We start from the raw sequence: 21264 nt of genomic DNA, 5'->3' as shown, positions 1-21264 counted from the left end.
TCTTGCCGACAGGCATCAAAATCAGTAGTCGATGAGCTGATGCTCGCGCAAATACGCGAGGATCACTTGTGCTTTTTCGACCGAACTCCCTTCATTTACGACGTTGCCGCCACGGCTTTCGGTCGTCGTCGCGGACAGCATCCGGGCATGCCCGGAGCGCTTCTCGGCGGCGACCAGCTTTACGGGTTTACGCTCGATCGGGCCGACCTTCCACGCGGCCGCGTCGGCGTCCGCGCCGGGCGCCGCGAGCGCCGGCCGGATCGCGCCGGCGCGCAGCCGCGCATACGCATAGCGCGGCTCGGCATTGGCGAGCGGATGAACGGCGACGACGGCCGGCAGCGCCGCGTCGACGCGCCGCCGCAGCCCCTTCGGCAAAAATTGCCGGACGGCCACGCGGCCGCCTTCGACCGTCAGGTCGACGGCCGAACCCACCAGCGGATAGCCGAGTGCCGCGGCGACGCGATACGGCAGCATGCCGGTGTCGTACGCGCCTTCGGCGCGCGTGCCGGTCAGCACGAGGTCGTAGCCCTCGACGCGCGCGGCGAGCGCATGCACGGCGTCGTCGCCGTCGCGGCAGGCCAGCACCTCGACCTCCCGGGCGCCGAGCGCGAGATATTCGGCAAGCGCCGCATTCGCGGGGTCGCCGGCATGGATCACGTCGAGCTTCGCGCGATGCCGCTCCGCGAGCTGGCGGCCGGTTTCGAGCGCGGCCGCGTCGTTGCGGCTATAGCGCGCGACGCCGCTGACCGGATGGCGGCCGACGGACACGAGCACCGCGATGCGTTGCAGCTGGCGGGGGGCGTTCATGCAGCGACTCCTTCCGGTTCACGGGTGCCGACCGCGGCCGGCGATTCGCCACGCGCGGCGCGCGCGGCCTGCACCTGTTCGATCAGTGCGGCGATCGTGCCCTGCGCGTCGCCGACCACCGTCAGGTTCGCGCGCTTCGCGATCGGCGCGCTGCCGTCGAGGTTCACCGCGATCACGTGGCGGCAATCCTTGATCCCCTGCAGGTGCTGCACCGCGCCCGAGATGCCGAACGCGATGTAGACGCTCGCCTCGACCGTCTTGCCGGTCGCACCGACCTGCTTGTCGCGCGTGAAGTGGCCGTTGTCGACCGCGACACGGCTTGCGCCGATCGCCGCGCCGAATGCACCAGCCAGCCGCTCGAACGCGCCGATGTCGGACACGCCGTTGCCGGCCGATACGATGAAATCGGCTTCCTCGAGCGCGACCTGGGCCGCGTCGATTTCGTCGAGACCGAGATCGCGGTACGGTTGCGCGGCGTCGTGCGCCGGGCGGATGAAGTCGGCGGCCAGCCGTTCGCCCGCACCGACGAACGGCAGCTTCGCGTCGACCGCGTTCTGCGCGAGCAGGATCACGTCGGGCAGCGCTCGGGTGGCAAACGCGCGCCCGGCCTGCGCATACGCGCCGACGTGCTTCGCATCGATCTCGACGACGTGCGTCGCGACGCTCGCGCCGGCGGCCGCCGCGTAGCGCCGGCCGAGATCGCCGTCGCCCGTCGCGTTGTCGGGCACGAACACGTGCCTCGGCGCGAGTGCCGCCACGCAGGCCTGCAGCGCTTGCAATTCGCTTTCAGGGTCGAACGTACGCCGATCGAAGCCGGCGAGTTCCAGCAGCTTGTCGACGCCCAGTTCGGCCACGTCGTCCTTCAGCTCGCCGAACGCGAGCAGCGCGACTTCGGTCTGCGCATCGGCGAGCAATGCGGCGGCGGCGATCGCCTGCCGCGAATGATCGTCGAGCGCGCCGCGTTCACTGTGCGCGACCACCAGCATCACGTGCTTCGGATCCTGCACCGCGCGGCGCGGCTTCGCGGCCGCTGCGCCATGACCATGCGCGAACCCGTGCACCGCGTTCGCATCGGCGCTGCCTTCCTCGCCGAGCGTGATGCGCTTCAGGCCGGCGGCCGTGATGATGAACGGCCGGCGCGGATCGATTCGTTTGATCGTGTTCATCGATTCACTCCAGCGAGGCGGCAACGAGTTCGGCCACGTCGAGCACGTCGGGGCGCGGGCCCACGACGCCTTCGAGCATCGCCGTGCAGTTCGGGCAGGCGACCGCGACCACGTCCGCGCCGATCGTGCGGGCGTCGGCGATGCGGATGTCGGGAATGCGCTGCTTGCCGGGAATGTCGGTCAGCGGCGCACCGCCGCCACCGCCGCAGCAGCGGCCGCGCATGCCGTTGCGCTCCATCTCGACGACCTGAATGCCGATCGTCTTCAGCAGCTTGCGCGGCGCGTCCGTCTCGCCGTTGTAGCGGCCGAGGTAGCACGGATCGTGATACGTGGTGCGCTTGTCCTGCAGCGCTTCGACGGCCTTCGGCGCGATCTTGCCGCTGTCGGCCAGTTCGGCGAGGAAGGTCGTGTGATGCTTGACCGTCACGCGCAGCCCGAGCGCACGGTATTCGTTGCGCAGGCTGTGCATCACGTGCGGGTCGGCCGTCACGATCTGCTGGTACGACAGCGTGCCGAGCGTGCCGATCAGGCGCTTCGCCATCTGCTGGAACGTCGCTTCGTCGCCGAGCCGGCGGGCGACGTCGCCCGTGTCGGTCTCGGTCGAACCGAGCACCGCATAGTCGACACCCGCCTTGTTCAGCACCTTGACGAATGCGCGCAGCGTGCGCTGGTAGCGCATGTCGAACGCGCCTTCGCCTGCAACGAACAGCACGTCGACCGGCTTGCCGGGTTGCGCGACGGGCGCGCTCAGGTCGACCGACCAGTCGTAGCGTGCGGCCGTGTCGTAGCCGCCCATCGTGCCCGTCTCGCGCAGGTTCGCGAGCACTTCCTGGCCCTTGCCCGGCACCGTGCCGTGCACGAGCGTGCGGTTGCGGCGCATGTCGACGATCGCGTCGACGTGCTCGATCAGCATCGGGCATTCCTGCACGCACGCGCGGCAGGTGGTGCACGACCACAGCGTCTGCTCTTCGATCAGGCCTGACACGATCGGGCCGTTCGGCTCGCCTCGATGCTGGCCGACCGGAATGCCCGGCGACGGGCTGCCCGCGTACGCCGCATCGGTGCCGCCCGCCATCCCGACGACGAGATCCTGGATCAGCTTCTTCGGGTTCAGCGGCTGGCCCGACGCGAACGCGGGGCACGCGGCTTCGCACTTGCCGCACTGCACACACGCGTCGAAGCTCAGCAACTGGTTCCAGCGGAATTCGACCGGCTTCGCGACGCCGTACTCCTGATGCTCGATGTCCGGCAGCTTCAGCGCGGTCGGCGGCGTGGCCGTGCCGTTGCCCGTGAACGAGTCGCGGGTGGCCGCGAAGCGTTCCTGGCGCGGGTGGAAGGCCAGGTGCAGCAGGCCTGCGATCGCATGCTTCATCGGGCCGCCCTTCGCGGCGCCGACGGTCATCGTGAACGCACCGACACCGATCAGCACGGCGCAGAGCACCGCGAACGCGCCCGACATCGCGCCGGTCGGCACCAGCATGAACAGCACGAGACCGAGCGCGAACGAGCCGAGCAACCAGGGCAGCGTATTCCACGGGCCGCGCGACAGGCGGGCCGGCACGTCCTTGGCCGCGCGCCGGCGCCACACGAACACCGCGCCGACCAGCATCGCGAGCGCCGCGAGGAAGATCAGCTTGTCGAGCCACGGCGAGTAGATCGCGAGGCCGTAGTTGATGAATACCAGCGCGAGCGCGCCGATCGCGCCGCCGGCCGTCGCGACGTGCGTCTTCGCGATGTACGGATCACGGGCGACCACGTGGTGCAGGTCGACGAAGTAGCGCTTCGGGATCGCGAACAGGTTCGCGACGCCGAACGAGCCGGGCGCGGTGGCCCGGCCCAGACGCCAGTAGGACGAGCGCTTCGCGACCGCGAACGCGAGCCCCGCCACCGACAGCCATAACAGGGCGGTAATGAGGAAGGACGGGTTCATCGTTTAGAAATCCTTCACGAGACGCAGCGAGTCGTAGATCGCCCCGTGGACGTTGTGCATCGAGATGCAATCGCCGACACGGAACAGCAGGAAACGGCCGTTGCCGAGTTCTTCCGACAGGCACGGCTGCGGCTCGGCCGCGAACAGCGTGTGCGGATCGATCTGGCCGCGGTTCACCGATTCCGGCTTGAGCTTCCAGTACAGCTCGTCGTTCGGTGACGAGCCGTTCTCGATCACCACCTGGTCGACCGCGCGCTCTTCCAGCTCTTCCGTGTACTCGTTGCGCAGCACGGCGATCAGCTTGCCGTCCTCTTCGTAGACGCGATCGAGCATCGTGTTCGGCGTCGGGATCACGCCGAATGCGTACAGGCGGCGATAGAAGATCGGGAACGTCGTGCCGCCGCAATCGTCGGCGACCTTCACGTCCGGCGTGACGACCTCGACCTTCGAGCCGCGGCTCGCCATGAAGTCGGCCACGCCGGCGCCCGCATGCGTGCTCACGCCGTCGAACAGCAGCACGTTCTGCTTCGGCTCGACCTTGCCGGTCAGGATGTCCCACGAGCTGACGGCCAGCCCCTCGGCCACGCCCCAGCCCGGCACCTGCCACGTGAAGCTCGACCCGCCCGTCGCGAGCACGACGATGTCCGGCTTCTCGGCCATGATCATCTTCTCGTCGGCGGCCACGCCGAGGCGGCGATCGACGCCCAGGCGCTTCGTTTCCATGTCGAACCAGCGGATGATCCCCGACATCTGTTCACGCTGCGGCGCCTTCGCGGCGATCATCACCTGCCCGCCCACTTCGGCATTCTTCTCGAACAGCACCACGTCGTGGCCGCGCAGCTTCGCGACGCGCGCGGCTTCGAGCCCCGCGGGGCCCGCGCCGACCACCACGACCTTGCGCTTCGGGCCGCGCGACTTCTCGATGATGTGCGGCATCGTCGCTTCGCGCGACGTCGCCGCGTTCTGGATGCACAGCACGTCGAGGCCGTTGTACTGGCGGTCGATGCAGTAGTTCGCGCCGACACACTGCTTGATTTCGTCTTCGCGGCCGTCGCGGATCTTGATCACCATGTGCGGATCGGCGATCTGCGCGCGCGTCATGCCGACCAGGTCGATCATGCCGGTCGCGAGCAGGCGCTCGGCCTGGCCCGCATCGCGGATGCTCTGCGCGTGCATCACCGGAATCTTCACGACCGACTTGATGCCGGCCGCGAGGTGCACGAACGGCTCCGGCGGCAGCGCCATCGGCGGCATGCAGTTGGCGATCGTGTTGTGCGTGTCGCCGCCCGAGCCGACCACGCTCAGGTAGTCGATCAGGCCCGTCTCCGACATCGCCTGCGCGATTTCCTTCAGCGCTTCGTGATCGAGGCCGTCCTCGTGGAATTCGTCGCCGCACATGCGCAGACCGACGCAGAAGTCCTTGCCCACCGCCTCGCGCACGGCCGTCAGCACTTCGATGCCGAAGCGCAGGCGGTTCTCCAGGCTGCCGCCCCATTCGTCGGTGCGGTGGTTCGAACGCTTGCTCCAGAACTGGTCGATCAGGTGCTGGTGGGCGGCCGAGATTTCGATGCCGTCCATGCCGGCCGCCTTCACGCGCTTCGCGGCGGCCGCGAAGTCGCCGATGATGCGGCGGATTTCCTCGATCTCGATGATCTTCGCGTTGCCGCGGTGCACGGGTTCGCGCACGCCCGACGGCGACATCAGGTGCGGCCAGTGCTCGCCGTGGAACGACGAGCGGCGGCCCATGTGCGTCGCCTGGATCATGATCTTCGCGCCGTGCTTGTGCATCGTGTCGGCGAGGCGCGTGAGCGGATCGATGATCTTGTCGGTCGACAGGTTCACCGATTTCCACCAGCCCTGCGGGCTGTCGATCGACACCGGGCTCGACCCGCCGCAGATCGCGAGACCCACGCCGCCCTTCGCCTTTTCTTCGTAGTAGCGGATATAGCGGTCGCCCGGCAGGCCGCCCGGCTCGGCATACACCTCCGCATGCGCGGTGCTGACGATCCGGTTGCGCAGCGTCAGCTGGTTCAGCTGCATGGGTTTGAACAGGTGGGGATAACGCATCGCTGGCGACCTCTGGCGTTCGAATGTCTCGTGTTGCGGGTGTTGTTGTGCTTCGGTGAATCCGTGCGTCAGGGCTTCAGTGCGCGATCGGCGACACTTCGAAGACGCAGTGGTCGTGATGCTCGGCCGCGCACTGCACCTCCAACGATCGCGCACGCGGCGCGCCCTTGCCTTCCGGCGTCGTGTCGTTGACCCAGTCCATCGCGCCGGCGAACCAGCCCGCGAACATGTAGCAGAGCTTGCCTTCCTTGCCCGGCTGCTGGAGCACGAACGACGAGTGGCGCAGCTCGATCTTCGCGCGCGCGCTCGCCGGGTCGGCCTCGATGATCGAGAACAGCCCCCAGCCGCGCTGCGACAGGCGCTTCAGGTAGTGCTCGAATACGGCCATGCCGGTCAGGCCGTGCAGCTTCGCTTCCTTGTCGCACCAGTGGTAGGCGGACTTGTAGCCGGCCTTGTACAGGATCTCGGCATACGCCTCGACGCCGAGCGCTTCCTCGACGGCGACGTGGTTGTTCGTGAAGAAGTGGCGCGGCACGTACAGCATCGGCAGCGCGTCGGTGGTCCAGACGCCGGTATCGGGATCGACGTTGATCGGCAGTTGCGGTTGCATTGTGGTGACTCCGTGAGGAAAGTGGCCGCGCGGCTCGGTGCACCGGCGCGACATCGTCCGCGCGCCCGTGCGGCTTGCACGGGCACGTCCCGATTTCTTTTAATGTTGAATCGCTGAAGGGGGTTCGGCGTTCGCGGCGCTTATGCGCCCCACACGTCCTTGAACACGCGCACCCAGTTCTCGCCCATGATCTTGCGGATACGCGACTCCTTCCAGCCGTGGCGTTCCATCGCCGCCGTCAGGTTCGGGAATTCGCCGATCGTGCGGATGCCGTCCGGGTTGATCACCTTGCCGAAGTTCGTCAGCTGGCGATAGCGGCCCTTGTCATGCGTCAGCATGTCGAAGAATTCCTTCGCGTAGTCCTGCGTGAAGTCCGTGCCGATACCGACCGCATCCTCGCCGATCAGGTTCACGACGTAGTCGATCGCCTCGATGTAGTCGTCGATGTTCGCTTCGATCCCGCGCTTGAGGAACGGCGCGAACATCGTCACGCCGACGAAGCCGCCCGCATCGGCGATCTCCTTCAGCTGTTCGTCGCTCTTGTTGCGCGGATGCTCCTTCAGGCCCGACGGCAGGCAATGCGAATAGCACACCGGCTTCTTCGAGAACGCGATCGCTTCCGACGACGTATTGCCGCCCACGTGCGACAGGTCGACCATGATGCCGACGCGGTTCATCTCGGTGATCACTTCGCGGCCGAAGTCCGACAGCCCGCCGTCACGCTCGTAGCAACCGGTGCCGACCAGGTTCTGCGTGTTGTAGCAGAGCTGCACGACGCGCACGCCCATGTCGGCGAACGCTTCGATGTAGCCGATGTTGTCCTCGAACGCGTGCGCGTTCTGGAAGCCGAGGATCACGCCGGTCTTGTCTTCCTTCTTCGCGCGGAAGATGTCTTCCGTCGTGCGCACCAGCGTCAGCAGCTCGCTGTTGTCGCGGATCTTCTTCTTCATCACGCCGATGTTGTCGACGGTCTTGGTGAAGTTTTCCCACACCGACACCGTGCAGTTGGCGGCCGTGATGCCACCCTTGCGCATGTCTTCGAACACCGGCTTCTCGAACTTCGAGATGTTCAGCCCGTCGATGATGATGCTGTCTTGATGCAGCGTGCTCATGTGTTGCTCCAGTATTGTCGGGTCGGTGGGATCAATAGATCGGGAAGCGTTCGCACAACGCGAAGATCTCGCGGCGCACGCGCTGTTCGGTCGCTTGGTCGCCTTCCGGGTTCGCGCGCAGCGCGTCGAACACTTCCAGGATCAGGCGGCCCACCTCGCGAAATTCCGCGACGCCGAAGCCGCGCGTCGTGCCGGCCGGCGTGCCGAGGCGGATGCCCGACGTGACGGTCGGCTTCTCGGTATCGAACGGAATGCCGTTCTTGTTGCAGGTGATGCCCGCGCGCTCCAGCGCCTGCTCGACCGGCGCGCCCTTCAGGCCCTTCGGACGCAGGTCGACCAGCAGCAGGTGGTTGTCGGTGCCGCCCGTGACCAGATCGACGCCGCCCGCCTTCAGCACTTCGCCGAGCGCCTGCGCGTTCGCGAGCACGTTGTCGATGTAGGTCTTGAAGTCCGCGTGCAGCACTTCGCCGAACGCGACGGCCTTGCCGGCGATCACGTGCATCAGCGGGCCGCCCTGCAGGCCGGGGAACACGGCCGAGTTGATCTTCTTCGCGATCTCCTCGTCGTTGGTCAGCACGAAGCCGCCGCGCGGGCCGCGCAGCGTCTTGTGGGTGGTCGACGTGACGACGTGCGCATGCTCGACCGGGTTCGCGTGGCGGCCCGCGGCGATCACGCCGGCGATGTGTGCCATGTCGACCATCAGCTTCGCGCCGACGCTGTCGGCGATCGCACGGAAGCGCGCGAAGTCGAGCGCACGCGGGTAGGCCGAGAAGCCGGCGATGATCAGGTTCGGCTTGTGCTCGTGCGCGAGCGCCTCGACCTGGTCGTAGTCGATCCGCATCGTGTCGCGGTTCACGCCGTACTGCACGGCGTTGAACCACTTGCCCGACAGCGCCGGCTTCGCGCCGTGCGTCAGGTGGCCGCCCGCGTCGAGCGACATGCCGAGCACCGTGTCGCCCGGCTTGGCCAGCGCGAGCATCACCGAGCCGTTCGCCTGCGCGCCCGAGTGCGGCTGCACGTTCGCACAGCCGGCATTGAAGATCTGCTTGACGCGCTCGATTGCCAGCGCCTCGACTTCATCCGCGAATTCGCAGCCGCCGTAATAGCGCTTGCCGGGATAGCCTTCCGCGTACTTGTTGGTCAGCACCGAGCCCTGCGCCTCGAGCACGGCGCGCGACACGATGTTTTCCGACGCGATCAGCTCGACCTGCGACTGCTGACGCTCGAGTTCCTTCAGGATGGCGCTGCGCACCGGCGCGTCGCGCTCGGCAAGGGGCTGCGAGAAGAAAGGCTGGGTGTTCGACATAGTGCGTCCGTGACGAAGAATAAGGGGCTGAAACCGAAGCTCAAGGCCCGCCCTGCCTGGGTTTCCCGCTCGTCCCGTACAAGGCTGCCGACGGCTCTATTCTTGTCGTTCGGATTTTCGGCGGATTGATGAATTTAGACGCGTTCTTTGCCTTTTCCGCCATCCGCGTCCGTTTTATACAAGTGACCGGTCGTGCTTTTTCGGATGGCCAACAAAAATGGTCGAGGCAGTTCACCTATGAACAGGCACGCCGGCGGTGCGATTGCCGCCCGGTCGGGGTGCAGCCCGTCACGAATACGGTGCAGTGCAGCATGCCGCTTTCAGCCAGACAACGTATGGATCTAGGGTTTAGCCGTATGGCACGCTTGTTGCGCTGGCTCACACAATATCGCAGCCCGATCGGTGCCCCCGGGCGTAAAGCTATTAGAGATTCTAGGAACGCTCCCCATGTCGCCCGACCGCACAGCGTCGCTGTCCCACTTCGCGTTCATGCCGTTACCGAACTTCACGATGATCGCGTTCACCAATGCGATCGAGGTGCTTCGGATGGCGAACTACCTGAGCGGCCAGCCGCTCTACCGCTGGTCGGTCATCAGCCCGGACGGCGGCCCGGTCACCGCGAGCAACGGCCTGACGGTCGACACCGGCCCGGCCGAATGCGTGGGCCAGCCCGACATCGTGTTCGTGTGCGGCGGCGTCGACGTGCAGCGCGCGACCACGCCCGCCCATCTGTCGACGCTGCGCCGCTTCGCGCGCGCGGGCATCCCGCTCGGCAGCCTGTGCACGGGCACCTATGCGCTCGCGAAGTCGGGGCTGCTCGCGGGCTACGCGTGCGCAATCCACTGGGAGAACATGTCGGCGCTGAAGGAAGAGTTTCCGGACACGCGCTTCCTGAAGGAACTGTTCGTGATCGACCGCGACCGCATCACGTGCACGGGCGGCGTCGCGCCGCTCGACATGATGCTGAACCTGATCGCCGCGCGCGTGGGCACCGCGCGCGTCACGCAGATCGCCGAGCAGTTCATCGTCGAACACGTGCGCGACACGAGCGCGCAGCAACGCATGCCACTGGTCGCACGCCTCGGCTCCGCGAACAAGTCGCTGTTCGAGGTGATCTCGCTGATGGAGAACAACATCGAGGAGCCGCTGTCACGCGAGGAGCTCGCGCGGCTCGCGAACATGTCGCAGCGGCAACTGCAGCGCCTGTTCCGCGAACACCTCGGCATGACGCCGACGCACTACTACCTGACGCTGCGGCTGCGCCGCGCACGCGAACTGCTGCTGCAGACCGACATGTCGATCATGCACATCACGATGGCGTGCGGCTTCCAGTCGGCGTGCCATTTCAGCAAGAGCTATCGCGACGCGTTCGGCGTCGCGCCGACCCGCGAGCGCCGCAAGCAGGTCGCGCCGCTTGCGCAGGGTGCGGCGAGCGCCAGCCCCGCGTTTCCGGTGCATGTGCTGCATGCGTGATCCCCGCCGCGCTTGACGAAAAAAAAGCGACCTCGAAGGTCGCTTTTTTCTTTCCGCTTACGATCCCCACACCTGCATTTCGTCGAGCGAATACCCCCACGGCGTCGCGCGCTTCGTGCCGAGCATCCGCACGTAGCGGCCATGCCCGTTCAGGTTCGGCAACGTCACGTGGCCGTACGACACGCCGTTGTTCGTCGAGTAGATCGTCGTCCAGTTCGCATTGTCGTTCGACGTCTGGATCTGGTACACGAGCGCGCCCGCATCCCAGTAGAGATCGATGCTGCTGATCGTCTTCGTCGCACCGAGATCCACGGAGATCCATTGCGGATCGACGCCCGCGCCTTCCGGCGAATCCCAGCGCGTGCTCGTGGTGTTGCCGTCGAACGCCTTGTCGGCCGTGAGCGACGCGTTGTAGCTCGCCGATGCGGCAGCCGGACGACCCTGCGACAGCAGCGTCGGCTGCGCGGCGGCCGGGCCGCCGTAGTAGCTGGACCCGAGCTTGGCCTTCGTCGTGTCGGCGTTCACGCCGAACTGCGACAGGCTCCAGCGCTGGCCGGTCGTCACGTCACCGACGTAGAGCTGGTAGCCGCCCGCCGTCGTCGACGAGAAGAACACGTAGTTGGTGCCGGTCACCGGCGCCGGATCCGAGTTGTTGCTCACGCAGTCGTTGATCGGCAACGCGTTCGGCGTCGACGCCGGGTCCGCCGTCTTCGCATAGATCTGGTCGGCCTGGCCGCTGTCTTTCCAGCGCGCGTAGAACACCATGCCGTCCCCACGCACGATCGGGTAGTACGTCTGCAGCCCGGCCGGAGCATCGAACACCGCAGTCGCGCCGGTCGCGAGCGTGCGCTTCATCAGCCCCATGTTCGCGCCCGTGCCGGTCGCGTAGTACACGGCGCTCGCATCGGGCGCGAGGAACGGCATCGAATATTCGGCGCCGGAGGGTGCGTTCGTCAGGCTCACGACCGACGTGAACACCGGGCCCGCGCTCGTATACGACAGCGTCGCCTGCTTGACGTCGCCGTTCTGCTTGAACACGAGCGTCTTGCCGTCCGTGCTGAATTTCGGGTCTTCGTTGCGGGTGGCGCCCGTGCTGTTGGTCATGTTGACGGGCGGCGTGCCGGCGCCGAGCTGCAGCATGAACACGTTCCATGCGCCGTTGCTGATGCCCATGAACGCGAGCCACTTGCCGTCGGGGCTGAACACGCCGTTCATCGGATCGGTGATGCCCCACGCGCTCTTGCTCAGTTGCGTCAGCGTACGGGCCGAGAAGTCGTACAGGAACAGCTGGCTCGTGCCGTCGCCGTACTTGACGTAGCTGTGATAGACGAGCTTGCCGGTCAGTGCGGCGGGGAACGTCGCGTTGGATTGCGTGGGCGGATTGCTGATGCAGGCGGCCTGCGCGACGCCGCCGAGGAGGTTGAGGGCAACGCCGGCCACGAGGCCCGCGACGAGAGTATTCAATTTCACGCTGAAGTTTTCCGGTTAGGGTCATGACACCGCTGACTACACCTCGCACGCACGGGCGCACGGGGCACGGATCAGCCGGCGGACAGCGTGAATTCCGTATCGGTCAATGTCGGGAACAAAGATTGCTCGAGGGGCGAAAGCATGCCAGCGCGTCGCGCCGAAAAACAGGATCAGAGCCCGTGAAAAACGAGCGGATCACGGGATAACGACCCTGTGGCGCAGCGCGCGCCGTGCTACTCTTTTTTCGGCACAAAGCTGCTCGACTTGAGGCAGGCATGAAGCGTTATGCGAAGCTCGCCCGGACGATTTCCGAGTCGATCCGGCGGGGAGATCTGGCCCCCGGTACGCGCATCCCCACCGTGCGCGCCGCATGCCGCGCCTATGGCGTGAGCCCGTCCACCGTGTTTCGCGCGTACTACGCGCTCGAAGGCGAGGGTCTGATCGTCGCGCGTGCACGGTCCGGTTATTTCGTTGCGAACCTCGACGACAAGCGCGTGCGGTTCGGCCATGAACCGCCGCGCAAGCCGGCCGCCCCGCCCGCGGGCAACGGCGATACGTTGTTCCGGCTGCTCGACTCGCTCAGATGCGAAAACATCGTCCCGCTCGGCTCGGCCTTCGCCAGCTATTCGCTTTTCCCGATGAGCAGCCTGTGGCGCGCGATGGCGTCGGCGGCCCGCAACATGGATCGCACGGCCCTGCTGTCCGGCGCGCCGCCCGGCCACGACGGGCTGCGCCGCCAGATCGCGCTGCGCTACCTGAATGCGGGTGCGGCGTTGCCGATGGACGAGATCGTCATCACGACCGGCGCGCTCGAAGCGCTGACGCTCAGCCTGCAGGCGCTGACACGCCCCGGCGATATCGTCGCGATCGAGCGACCGGCGTTTCATGCGGCCCTGGAGGCCGTGCAGCGCCTGCACCTGAAGGCCGTCGAGATTCCGGTCGACCCGCGCACCGGCCTCGATCTCGACGCGCTCGAGAAAGCGCTCGACACGCATCCGGTGCGGGCGTGCTGGTTCATGACGTCGTTCCACAACCCGACCGGCGCGACGCTGACCGACGAGCGCAAGCGCGCACTGATCGACCTGCTCGCGGCACGCAACGTGCCGCTGATCGAGGACGACGTCTACGGCGAGCTGCATTTCGGCACGTCACCCACGCGCCCCGCCAAGCTGTACGACGACAGCGGTCTCGTCCTGCATTGCGGCTCGTTCTCGAAGTGCCTCGCGCCCGGGTTCCGGATCGGCTGGGTCGCGGCCGGACGCTACGTGCGGCAAATTCGTCAGGCAAAGGGCGCAAGCGCGCCGGCGGCCGACGTGCCTGCGCAGATGGCGATTTCGAGCTACCTGCGCGACGGCGCGTACGACCGCTTCCTGCGTAAGCTGCGCCGCAATCTCGCCGCGCACCAGGCACAGATGCTCGCGGCCGTGCGCGCGTATTTTCCGGCCGGCACTGAAGTGTTCGCGCCGCGCGGCGGGTATTTCCTGTGGATCGAACTGCCGCCGCGCGTGGATGCGATGCACCTGTTCGGCGATGCGATGGAAAGCGGCGTCAGCATCGCGCCGGGGCCGATCTTTTCCGCGACCGGCGGATTTCGCCGCTACCTTCGGCTCAATTACGGCCGGCCGTGGACGCCGGCGGTCGAGCACGCGATGGAGACCATCGGGACGCTCGCGGCCCGGCAGCGGCGGGACGGTTAGCGTGGAACCGACGACTCACGACAGCCTGTTTGTGCCTTGCGTTTCACGCGCCGGCGACCAAGAATGAAGCGGTAGGCCATCACGGACGAACGTGTTCCGCGCACCCGATGTCACGGAGAATCCCATGAACACCGCATGCGAACGACAGTCGACGAGGTACGCTCCCCTGCATTCCGGCACGGGCCGATCGGCTGCCGTGGAGGAACGGATCATGACGACCGGCGAACGTTCGCCTCGTTGACGGCGCCCGCCCGCTTCCAGCGATGCGAGTCCTCCCCAATCGCACCATTCGCGCACGCGATGACTGGCGCGCGATCCTGACCGCGCGAGCCGAAGCGCGGCGCACCGCCAGCTTCCGCTGCAGGGAATGCGGCTTCGTGGCCTTCCGTGCGCTCGAACATTGCCCCGTCTGCGGACGGCGGAACTGGCCGTTCGATTCGATCCCCCGCGCACCGGATGCCACGCATGCGCCGCGCGCCTTTCACACGTGGTCGTCGCGCATCGCGCGCGCGCTTCGCAACGCGGCGTTCCAGCAGCCTCGCGCATCGACCGCGCCGATCCTGAGCATCCTGACACTCGTGCTGCTGGTTGGCGGCTATGTGGTGGTCGACCGGACATGCAAGGCCGATCCCGCCTGTCGCGGTTCGAATGATTCGCGCGCGATGGCGAGCGATGCCGCCCCGTACGCATCGAACGACCCCGTGCTGCCGGTCTTGCCCGCACCCGTCTATCCGTTTCATTCGACTGACGGAACACAGGCGACGGTCGCCCGACCGGGCAGCCCGGGCCCGGAGGCCGCCCGCGCACCCGCGGGACGGACGGCAGTCGCGCGAGCGGCGCCGGCCATGCGCGCACCCGACCGGCCACACCCCGGCGCCACGGTTCGCCTGGCGGGCTGGAAAGGCAATCACGGTGCCGCGCATCGCCCACATACCCTCCACCGCGTGAGCACGCACACCGCACGTGCCCGACGCCCCGCCAGCAATACGCAGCAAATCGCACAGCTCTATCGCGGCCACTGAGCGCGCAGGCGTGGTCCGCGCAGGCGCGTTCGTCGATTCATTTTTCTAAACCACCCGTCACAAAACCTCGTTTGCGTCGCGACTCACGCGTGACGTTCAATGGGTCATTCGCCCGCGCCGGCGCATCTCGCATCTCGCATCTCGCGTATTGCGTATTGCGTTCCCGGCCGGCCGCCTGATCCACCGAACGGAGTCGTTGATGAATGCACTGCAACTCGTGGCCCTTGCCGCCATCTGGGGCGCCTCCTTCCTGTTCATGCGCATGGGCGCGCCGGAATTCGGCGTCGTCCCGCTGATCGCGCTGCGCGTCGCGATCGCGGCCGTGCTGTTGTCGCCGGTGCTGCGCAACGCGCAGGCGCGACAGGAATTCCGCTCGCATGCGTTGCCGCTGTTCGTCGTCGGCATCACGAACTCGGCGCTGCCGTTCTGCCTGCTGACCTACGCGGCGCTGTTCGTGTCGGCCGGCACCGATTCGATCCTGAATGCGACGACGCCGTTGTGGACCGCGATCGTCGCGTACGTGTGGCTGCGTGCGCCGCTGACGAAACCGCAGGCGATCGGCCTCGCGCTGGGTTTTGCGGGTGTCGTCGTGCTCGCCGGCTCGGCAGTCGGCGCCGGCACGCCCGGCGCATCGCGCGCGATCGCCGCCGCGATGCTCGCGACGCTGTCGTACGGGTTCGCCGCGCATTACTCGAAGCGCAGGCTGGCGAACGTCCGGCCGTTCGTGTCGGCGTTCGGCAGCCAGTTGTTCGCAGCGGTCGCGCTCGTACCGCTCGCGCTGCCGATGTGGCCGCACGGCCCCGTTCAACCATCCGCGTGGATCGCGGTGGTGCTGCTCGGCGCGATCTGTACGGCCGTCGCCTATCTGCTGTATTTCGGGCTGATCCGCAACGCGGGCGCGCAATATGCGGCGTCGGTCACGTTCCTGATTCCGATCTTCGGTGTCGTATGGGGCGCGATCTTCCTGCACGAGACCGTCACCGTGCAGACCGTCGCCGGGTGCGCGATCATCCTGCTCGGCACCGCGCTCGCGACCGGCAAGCTCAAGGGCTTCGCGACCGCCACCGTGCGCGGGTCACGCCAGTAGGTCGCGCGAGCCGTCGTCGTCGCCACCGCCGCCGATCTCGGTCGCGAGCCAGTCGCGGAACGCGGCGATCTTCCACTCGTGCTGGCGCGCTTCGCTGCACACGACGTAATAGGACAGCTCGGTCGGCCAGGGCCGTGCGAGCACGCGCACCAGCCGGCCGGCCGCGACTTCGTCCCGCGCATAGATGTCGCGCACCAGCGCCACGCCCTGCCCGGCAGCCGCCGCCTTGATCAGCAACGCATCCTCGCTGAAGCTCGCGCCGCGCGGCGCACGAGGATCCTCGATGCCCTGCGCGCGCAACCACAGTGCCCAGTCGGCGCGATCCGCGTCCTGCAGCAGCGGATACGACAGGCAGTCGGCCGGCGCGGCGATCGGGCGGGCGGGATCGAGCAGTCGCGGGCTGCAGACGGGCCACAGCTCGGGGGTCCAAATACGGAACGATGCGTGCCCGGGATAGTGGCCCAACCCGTGCCGGATCGCGACGTCGACATAGTCGCGCCGCAGGTCGACCAGCTGCGCGCGCGTTTCGACGGTGATTTCGATGTCGGGGTACGCGGCATTGAATGCGCCGAGGCGTTGCACGAGCCACGTGTTCGCGAAGGATGCGGTGGTCGTCACCGCGAGGCGGACGACGCGCCGGTTCGCCCCGTGCACGTTCGCCCATGCGGCCTCGATTTCGTTGAAGCCACCGGCGAGCTGGTCGAACAGCGCGCGGCCCGTGCCGGTCAGCTCGAGTTCGCGGCCGGTGCGCTCGAACAGCCGCACGGCGAGGCGATCCTCGAGATTGCGGACATGCTGGCTGACGGCGCCCGGCGAAATGCAGAGCTGGTCGGCCGCCTGTTTCATGCTGCCGCAGCGCGCCACTTCGACGAACGTGTGCAACGCTGCGAGGGGAAGTGACTTGGCCATCCGTGGATACGCCGCCGAACGGCGGCGATGGGGTCGGGAACGGGCGATGATTATCGCAGCAATTGCGTATGCCCGGGATCGCGAGGCGCCCGTGTTCCGGGCCGCGCCGAACGTATGCGGGGCCGGCTCTCCCCTGCACCTCCCCGACAAAATACGGCGGCCCGTTTCGCGCGACGCGTCACGCACGTCGAACGCCGGCGCATCACGTACCCGCCCCGGCACGGACGATGCCGGCGGCGCACGCGCCTTGCGTTCTGGCCGGTGCGCGACAAAGAATGAAATCGGAAGGCGGCGTGACGACCGTGACGAAGTGAACGGCGCGCGGTCGGCACGGCCGCGCGGCGGTTTCAGCGGAGGAATTCCATGAGCACCGAGAGCACACTCCAGGCGACGATCCAGGCACTCGTTCAGGATGGCAAAGGCTTGCTGGCAGCCGACGAAAGCGGGCCGACCATCGCGAAGCGCTTCAAGACGATCGCGGTCGAATCGACCGAAGAGAACCGCCGCGCATGGCGCACCCTGTTGCTGTCGACGCCGGGCCTCGGCGAATTCGTCAGCGGCGTGATCCTGTATGAAGAGACGCTCGGGCAATGTGCGGACGATGGCACGCCGTTGCCCGAACTCGCCGCCCGCCAGCAGATCGTGCCCGGCATCAAGGTCGACGCGGGCAAGATTCCGCTCGCGCTCGCGCCCGGCGACGAAATCACGCAAGGGCTCGACGGGCTTGCGGCACGCCTCGACGGCTACCAGCGGCAAGGCGCGCGGTTCGCGAAATGGCGCGCGGTGTACAACGTGTCCGACACGCTGCCGGGCCACGCAGCGATCGAAGCCAACGCCGAAGCGCTGGCGCGCTATGCGGCGATCTGCCAGGAGGCCGGCGTCGTGCCGATCGTCGAGCCGGAGGTGCTGATGGACGGCGATCATTCGATCGGCCGCTGCGCGCAAGTGACCGACGCCGTGCTGCACGCCGTGTTCGACGCGCTGCACCGGCACCGGGTCGCGCTGGCGCACCTGTTGCTCAAGCCGAGCATGGTCGTCGCGGGCAGCACGCACGCCGTGCAGGCGGCCCCTGCCGAAGTCGCCGAAGCCACGGTGCGCCTGTTGCGCAGCACCGTGCCGGCCGAAGTGCCCGGCATCTTCTTCCTGTCCGGGGGACAGACGCCCGAGGAAGCGACGGCGCATCTCGATGCGATGAATCGCGTTGACGGGCGGCCGTGGGTGCTGAGCTTTTCCTATGGACGCGCGCTGCAGGAGCCGCCGCTGGCCGCGTGGAAGGGACAGGCGGCCAACGTACGCGCCGCGCAGGAGGCGCTGCTGCTGCGCGCACGCCTGAACAGTGCGGCCTGCTGCGGTCAGTACGACGCCGCGATGGAACGCACCGCGTGAACGGAGCCGGGCGAATGTCGCTCGGTCGATCGTTCACGCGTGAGCTTCCCGCCCGGTTCCATCGCCGGCATTGAGCGCGCTTCCGGAACGACAAAGGGCCGAGGCGCTTGCGCGCCCCGGCCCCTTCGATTGCCGCGCGGTGGTCGGTCGCGTTACGCCGCCAGCAACCCGTGCGGGTCGATGACGAATTTGCGCGGCGCGCCGCCGTCGAACTTCTTGTAGCCTTCCGGCGCCTGGTCGAGCGAGATCACTTCGACGTTGACGATCTTCGCGATCGGCAGCCGGTCGAACAGGATCGCCTGCATCAGGTTGCGGTTGTACTTCAGCACCGGCGTCTGGCCCGTGAAGAACGAGTGCGACTTCGCCCAGCCGAGGCCGAAGCGGATGCTCAGGCTGCCGTGCTGCGCGGCCTTGTCCTTCGCGCCCGGATCGTCCGTCACGTACAGGCCCGGGATGCCGATCGCGCCGGCCGGGCGCGTGATTTCCATCAGCGAGTTCAGCACCGTCGCGGGCGCTTCCTCCGCATGGCCCGACGAACCGTGGCCGTGCGCCTCGAAGCCGACGCAGTCGACCGCGCAGTCGATCTCGGGCACGCCGAGGATCTGCTCGATCTGCTCGCCGAGCGATGCGTCCTTCGACAGGTCGACCGTCTCGAAGCCCATCGCCCGTGCGTGTGCGAGGCGTTCCGCGTTCATGTCGCCGACGATCGTCACGGCCGCGCCGAGCAGGCGCGCCGAGGCGGCCGCCGCCATCCCGACCGGGCCCGCACCCGCGATGTAGACCGTCGAGCCCGGCTTCACACCCGCGCTCACCGCACCGTGATAACCAGTGGGCAGAATGTCGGACAGGCAGGTCAGATCGCGGATCTTCGCCATGGCCTGATCGCGATCGGGGAATTTCAGCAGGTTGAAATCGGCATACGGCACGAGCACGTACTCGGCCTGGCCGCCGATCCAGCCGCCCATGTCGACGTAGCCGTACGCGCCGCCGGCACGCGACGGGTTCACGTTCAGGCACACGCCCGTATGCGTGTCCTTGCACATCGCACAGCGGCCGCAGGCCACGTTGAACGGCACCGACACGAGATCGCCGAGCTTCAGCGTCTCGACGTCGCGGCCGATCTCGACCACCTCGCCCGTGATCTCGTGACCGAGCACGAGGCCGACCGGCGCGGTCGTGCGGCCGCGCACCATGTGCTGGTCGGAGCCGCAGATGTTCGTGCTCACCACTTTCAGGATCACGCCGTGGCCGATCGCGCGGCCGCTCGGGTCGACCATCTTCGGATAATCGATTTTCTGGACTTCGACCTGGCCCGGCCCAAGATAGACGACACCTCGATTGCTGCTCATCGTATTGTCTCCATGTCTCGTTGGATGGCGCCGCGGCGCGCCGGCGCCATGCGGCGCACGCGCAACGTGCTGTTCGAGAGTAGTCCCGGAGGCAGGGGCGCCGATGTCTCAAACGCGACACGCGTTTGAACGGCGCCGACATCGATGGCGGAAATGCGAAAGTCGGGGCGGGAAACGACGGGAAGGTTTGGTGCGTGGGGTGACGCGCTGGATGGTGTTGGTGCTGGAGGTGCTGGAGGTGCTGGAGGTGCTGGAGGTGCTGGAGGTGCTGGAGGCGCTGGAGGCGCTGGAGGCGCTAGCGAACGCCGCAACGCGCCGGGCGGCGGGCCGGTCGTGACAACCGGCCGCCCCCACTCTCGGGCCGGCGTTACCCGCCCTGATTGTCGCGGATGATCGCGGCCGCGGCGCTTTCCGCGTCGCTCGCGACACCGTCGTGCACGCGCGTGCTGACGGCCGGCGTCGGCGGCTCGCTGTCGAGCGCGTGGCCGTTGCGATCGTGCGTGTCGACCGTCGCGCGCATCGACAGCCCGACGCGCAGCGGATGCGCGGCGAGATCGCGCGCATCGAGCGCGATCACGACCGGCACGCGCTGCACGACCTTGATCCAGTTGCCGGCCGCATTCTGCGACGGCAGCATCGAGAACGCGCTGCCCGTGCCCGCCGAGAAGCCCTGCACGCGGCCGCGATAGGTTACGCGCGAGCCGTACAGATCCGACACGACCTCGACCGGCTGTCCGATGCGCATGTGGCGAATCTGCCCTTCCTTGAAATTCGCCTCGATCCACAGCTGGTTGAGCTGCACGATCGACATCAGCGGCACGCCGGGCCCGACCTGCTGGCCGACCTGCACCGAACGCTGCCCGATCGTGCCGTCGACCGGCGCGACGATCGTCGTGCGCTTCAGGTTCCGGTACGCGAGCTTGAACTGCGCGGCCGCCTGCACGACCGCCGGGCTTTCGTCGACGGGCAACCGGGTGCCGAGCGCGCGTGCCGCATCGAGCTGCGCCTGCGCGGCCGCGAGATTCGCCTGCGCACCGGCGACCGCCGCCCGCGCGCGTGCGAGTTCCTCGGGCGCGACGATCTCGACCGACGCGCCCGAGCGTGCGGCGAACGCGCGCTGCGCGAGCGCCAGGTCGGCGCGCCGCGCATTCACGGCCTCGACGTACATCGTGTTCGAGATCTTCGCGTTCGCGACCTGCCGCACCGCCTGCGCGAGTTGCGCCTTCGCCTGCGCGAACGCGACGGACGCCTCGGTGTCGTCGAGCTTCACGAGGGTCTGGCCGGCGCGCACGGCCTGCGTATCGGCCACCACGACGTCGGTCACCGATCCGGGGATCTGCGCGGCGACCTGGACGATGCTGCCGGCGACGTACGCGTCGTCGGTGTCTTCGTAATAGCGATCGCTCAGCAGCCAGTACGCGATCCATGCAAGCGCGGCCACCAGCACGACCGCGAAGAACGCGATGAAGCGCTTGCGGCGCGTCGCGCGGCGCGCGTCGAGTGCCGGGTCGTTCAGTGCGGCCGGCGGCGCGGCGGTATGGAGGTTGTCGTGGTGCATCAGTCGCTTTGCGTAACGATCAGACGATCGTGCTGGAACAAGGGGATCGGCGGCATGACCGACGGGCTCGGCGCCGGATTCGCCGCTGCCGTGTGCGCGAGAACGGCGGTGCTGCGCGGTGTCGCGGCGACGGCCGGCGTACGTGCCGCGTCGTCGCGTCGCGTGGGCCCCGCATTCGATGCAGCGACGACCGGCGGTACGGCCACGCTCGCCGAACGCACATCGGCCGACGGCGCCGCCGCCGGTCGGGTCGCGGTCGGTGTGGTCGGCGTGGTCGGTGCGGCCGCAGCGGCCACGGCAGGCGCCGCGGGCGCG

Annotated in this window: 18 protein-coding genes; 7 read left to right on the top strand and 11 right to left on the bottom strand. The window is 67.7% G+C overall.

Annotation, left to right across the window (positions count from 1 at the left end):
* Positions 1 to 21 precede the first annotated feature (21 nt).
* The 7 genes from G3N98_RS14120 to G3N98_RS14090 form a co-directional block, all read right to left on the bottom strand.
* Positions 22 to 807, bottom strand: coding sequence for an electron transfer flavoprotein subunit beta/FixA family protein (locus G3N98_RS14120; protein ID WP_206148496.1), 786 nt, complete (start codon positions 805 to 807; stop codon positions 22 to 24).
* Complete coding sequence (locus G3N98_RS14115; protein ID WP_089475445.1) at positions 804 to 1973, bottom strand: electron transfer flavoprotein subunit alpha/FixB family protein; 1170 nt, start codon at positions 1971 to 1973, stop codon at positions 804 to 806. Before G3N98_RS14115 ends, G3N98_RS14120 begins: the two co-directional genes overlap by 4 nt.
* A gap of 4 nt (positions 1974 to 1977) precedes the next feature.
* Positions 1978 to 3903, bottom strand: coding sequence for a (Fe-S)-binding protein (locus G3N98_RS14110; protein ID WP_206148495.1), 1926 nt, complete (start codon positions 3901 to 3903; stop codon positions 1978 to 1980).
* A gap of 3 nt (positions 3904 to 3906) precedes the next feature.
* Positions 3907 to 5970: an NADH:flavin oxidoreductase gene (locus G3N98_RS14105; RefSeq protein ID WP_021160633.1), complete on the bottom strand. Its 2064-nt coding sequence runs from the start codon at positions 5968 to 5970 to the stop codon at positions 3907 to 3909.
* Positions 5971 to 6046: 76 nt separating this feature from the next.
* Positions 6047 to 6580, bottom strand: coding sequence for a DUF5943 domain-containing protein (locus G3N98_RS14100; RefSeq protein WP_089475447.1), 534 nt, complete (start codon positions 6578 to 6580; stop codon positions 6047 to 6049).
* A gap of 140 nt (positions 6581 to 6720) precedes the next feature.
* Entirely contained in the window at positions 6721 to 7692 is a 972-nt protein-coding gene (locus tag G3N98_RS14095; protein WP_042588480.1) for a dipeptidase, read from the bottom strand.
* A 31-nt stretch (positions 7693 to 7723) separates the two neighbouring features.
* On the bottom strand, positions 7724 to 8998 hold the full coding sequence (locus G3N98_RS14090; RefSeq protein ID WP_206148494.1) for a serine hydroxymethyltransferase: 1275 nt from the start codon (positions 8996 to 8998) through the stop codon (positions 7724 to 7726).
* A gap of 447 nt (positions 8999 to 9445) precedes the next feature.
* Between G3N98_RS14090 and G3N98_RS14085 the strand changes: the two genes are divergently transcribed.
* The gene (locus G3N98_RS14085; RefSeq protein WP_089426837.1) at positions 9446 to 10471 is read left to right on the top strand and encodes a GlxA family transcriptional regulator; all 1026 of its coding nucleotides are present in this window, start codon (positions 9446 to 9448) and stop codon (positions 10469 to 10471) included.
* Between the two features lie 57 nt (positions 10472 to 10528).
* Here the strand turns inward: G3N98_RS14085 and G3N98_RS14080 are convergent, their stop codons facing one another.
* Complete coding sequence (locus tag G3N98_RS14080) at positions 10529 to 11941, bottom strand: discoidin domain-containing protein (protein WP_206148493.1); 1413 nt, start codon at positions 11939 to 11941, stop codon at positions 10529 to 10531.
* A gap of 275 nt (positions 11942 to 12216) precedes the next feature.
* Here G3N98_RS14080 and G3N98_RS14075 point away from each other — a divergent pair, with 275 nt between their 5' ends.
* The 3 genes from G3N98_RS14075 (at position 12217) to G3N98_RS14065 (ending at position 15747) form a co-directional block, all read left to right on the top strand.
* Positions 12217 to 13638 (top strand): PLP-dependent aminotransferase family protein, encoded by a 1422-nt coding sequence (locus G3N98_RS14075; RefSeq protein ID WP_089475451.1) that lies wholly within the window; start codon positions 12217 to 12219, stop codon positions 13636 to 13638.
* Between the two features lie 263 nt (positions 13639 to 13901).
* The gene (locus G3N98_RS14070; protein WP_206148492.1) at positions 13902 to 14660 is read left to right on the top strand and encodes a hypothetical protein; all 759 of its coding nucleotides are present in this window, start codon (positions 13902 to 13904) and stop codon (positions 14658 to 14660) included.
* Between the two features lie 199 nt (positions 14661 to 14859).
* Positions 14860 to 15747: a DMT family transporter gene (locus G3N98_RS14065; RefSeq protein WP_206148491.1), complete on the top strand. Its 888-nt coding sequence runs from the start codon at positions 14860 to 14862 to the stop codon at positions 15745 to 15747.
* Here the strand turns inward: G3N98_RS14065 and G3N98_RS14060 are convergent.
* Positions 15736 to 16656 carry a LysR substrate-binding domain-containing protein gene (locus G3N98_RS14060; protein ID WP_206148490.1) on the bottom strand — a complete coding sequence of 307 codons (921 nt, stop codon included), beginning with the start codon at positions 16654 to 16656 and terminating at the stop codon, positions 15736 to 15738. The two genes, G3N98_RS14065 and G3N98_RS14060, sit on opposite strands and share 12 nt — an antisense overlap.
* Positions 16657 to 17019: 363 nt before the next feature.
* Here G3N98_RS14060 and G3N98_RS14055 point away from each other — a divergent pair, with 363 nt between their 5' ends.
* Complete coding sequence (locus G3N98_RS14055) at positions 17020 to 18042, top strand: class I fructose-bisphosphate aldolase (protein WP_206148489.1); 1023 nt, start codon at positions 17020 to 17022, stop codon at positions 18040 to 18042.
* A 152-nt stretch (positions 18043 to 18194) separates the two neighbouring features.
* On the opposite strand, the gene fdhA is transcribed toward G3N98_RS14055, so the two are convergent.
* Positions 18195 to 19391 (bottom strand): formaldehyde dehydrogenase, glutathione-independent, encoded by a 1197-nt coding sequence (gene fdhA, locus G3N98_RS14050; protein ID WP_059525191.1) that lies wholly within the window; start codon positions 19389 to 19391, stop codon positions 18195 to 18197.
* 199 nt (positions 19392 to 19590) lie between these two features.
* Between fdhA and G3N98_RS14045 the strand changes: the two genes are divergently transcribed.
* Positions 19591 to 19728: a hypothetical protein gene (locus G3N98_RS14045; RefSeq protein ID WP_206148488.1), complete on the top strand. Its 138-nt coding sequence runs from the start codon at positions 19591 to 19593 to the stop codon at positions 19726 to 19728.
* Between the two features lie 30 nt (positions 19729 to 19758).
* Here the strand turns inward: G3N98_RS14045 and G3N98_RS14040 are convergent, their stop codons facing one another.
* Positions 19759 to 20949, bottom strand: a complete 1191-nt coding sequence (locus G3N98_RS14040; protein ID WP_175240658.1) for an efflux RND transporter periplasmic adaptor subunit — start codon at positions 20947 to 20949, stop codon at positions 19759 to 19761.
* 54 nt (positions 20950 to 21003) lie between these two features.
* Here G3N98_RS14040 and G3N98_RS14035 point away from each other — a divergent pair.
* A partial coding sequence (locus G3N98_RS14035) for a hypothetical protein (protein ID WP_206148487.1) occupies positions 21004 to 21264 on the top strand: 261 nt, incomplete at its 3' end.

The organism is Burkholderia sp. Tr-20390 (assembly GCF_017104595.1).
GTDB lineage: Bacteria > Pseudomonadota > Gammaproteobacteria > Burkholderiales > Burkholderiaceae > Burkholderia.
The sequence above is the reverse complement of the archived record's forward strand: the minus strand, read 5'-3'. Positions and strand labels throughout refer to the sequence as shown.

What these genes read in the sequence shown, in the direction of transcription:
- G3N98_RS14055 (WP_206148489.1), top strand. Translation starts at nt 17,020, where the DNA reads ATGAGCACCGAGAGCACACTCCAGGCGACGATCCAGGCACTCGTTCAG.
- G3N98_RS14115 (WP_089475445.1), bottom strand. Translation starts at nt 1,973, where the DNA reads ATGAACACGATCAAACGAATCGATCCGCGCCGGCCGTTCATCATCACG.
- G3N98_RS14120 (WP_206148496.1), bottom strand. Translation starts at nt 807, where the DNA reads ATGAACGCCCCCCGCCAGCTGCAACGCATCGCGGTGCTCGTGTCCGTC.
- G3N98_RS14085 (WP_089426837.1), top strand. Translation starts at nt 9,446, where the DNA reads ATGTCGCCCGACCGCACAGCGTCGCTGTCCCACTTCGCGTTCATGCCG.
- fdhA (WP_059525191.1), bottom strand. Translation starts at nt 19,391, where the DNA reads ATGAGCAGCAATCGAGGTGTCGTCTATCTTGGGCCGGGCCAGGTCGAA.
- G3N98_RS14040 (WP_175240658.1), bottom strand. Translation starts at nt 20,949, where the DNA reads ATGCACCACGACAACCTCCATACCGCCGCGCCGCCGGCCGCACTGAAC.
- G3N98_RS14065 (WP_206148491.1), top strand. Translation starts at nt 14,860, where the DNA reads ATGAATGCACTGCAACTCGTGGCCCTTGCCGCCATCTGGGGCGCCTCC.
- G3N98_RS14100 (WP_089475447.1), bottom strand. Translation starts at nt 6,580, where the DNA reads ATGCAACCGCAACTGCCGATCAACGTCGATCCCGATACCGGCGTCTGG.
- G3N98_RS14095 (WP_042588480.1), bottom strand. Translation starts at nt 7,692, where the DNA reads ATGAGCACGCTGCATCAAGACAGCATCATCATCGACGGGCTGAACATC.
- G3N98_RS14070 (WP_206148492.1), top strand. Translation starts at nt 13,902, where the DNA reads ATGCGAGTCCTCCCCAATCGCACCATTCGCGCACGCGATGACTGGCGC.
- G3N98_RS14110 (WP_206148495.1), bottom strand. Translation starts at nt 3,903, where the DNA reads ATGAACCCGTCCTTCCTCATTACCGCCCTGTTATGGCTGTCGGTGGCG.
- G3N98_RS14075 (WP_089475451.1), top strand. Translation starts at nt 12,217, where the DNA reads ATGAAGCGTTATGCGAAGCTCGCCCGGACGATTTCCGAGTCGATCCGG.
- G3N98_RS14105 (WP_021160633.1), bottom strand. Translation starts at nt 5,970, where the DNA reads ATGCGTTATCCCCACCTGTTCAAACCCATGCAGCTGAACCAGCTGACG.
- G3N98_RS14090 (WP_206148494.1), bottom strand. Translation starts at nt 8,998, where the DNA reads ATGTCGAACACCCAGCCTTTCTTCTCGCAGCCCCTTGCCGAGCGCGAC.
- G3N98_RS14060 (WP_206148490.1), bottom strand. Translation starts at nt 16,656, where the DNA reads ATGGCCAAGTCACTTCCCCTCGCAGCGTTGCACACGTTCGTCGAAGTG.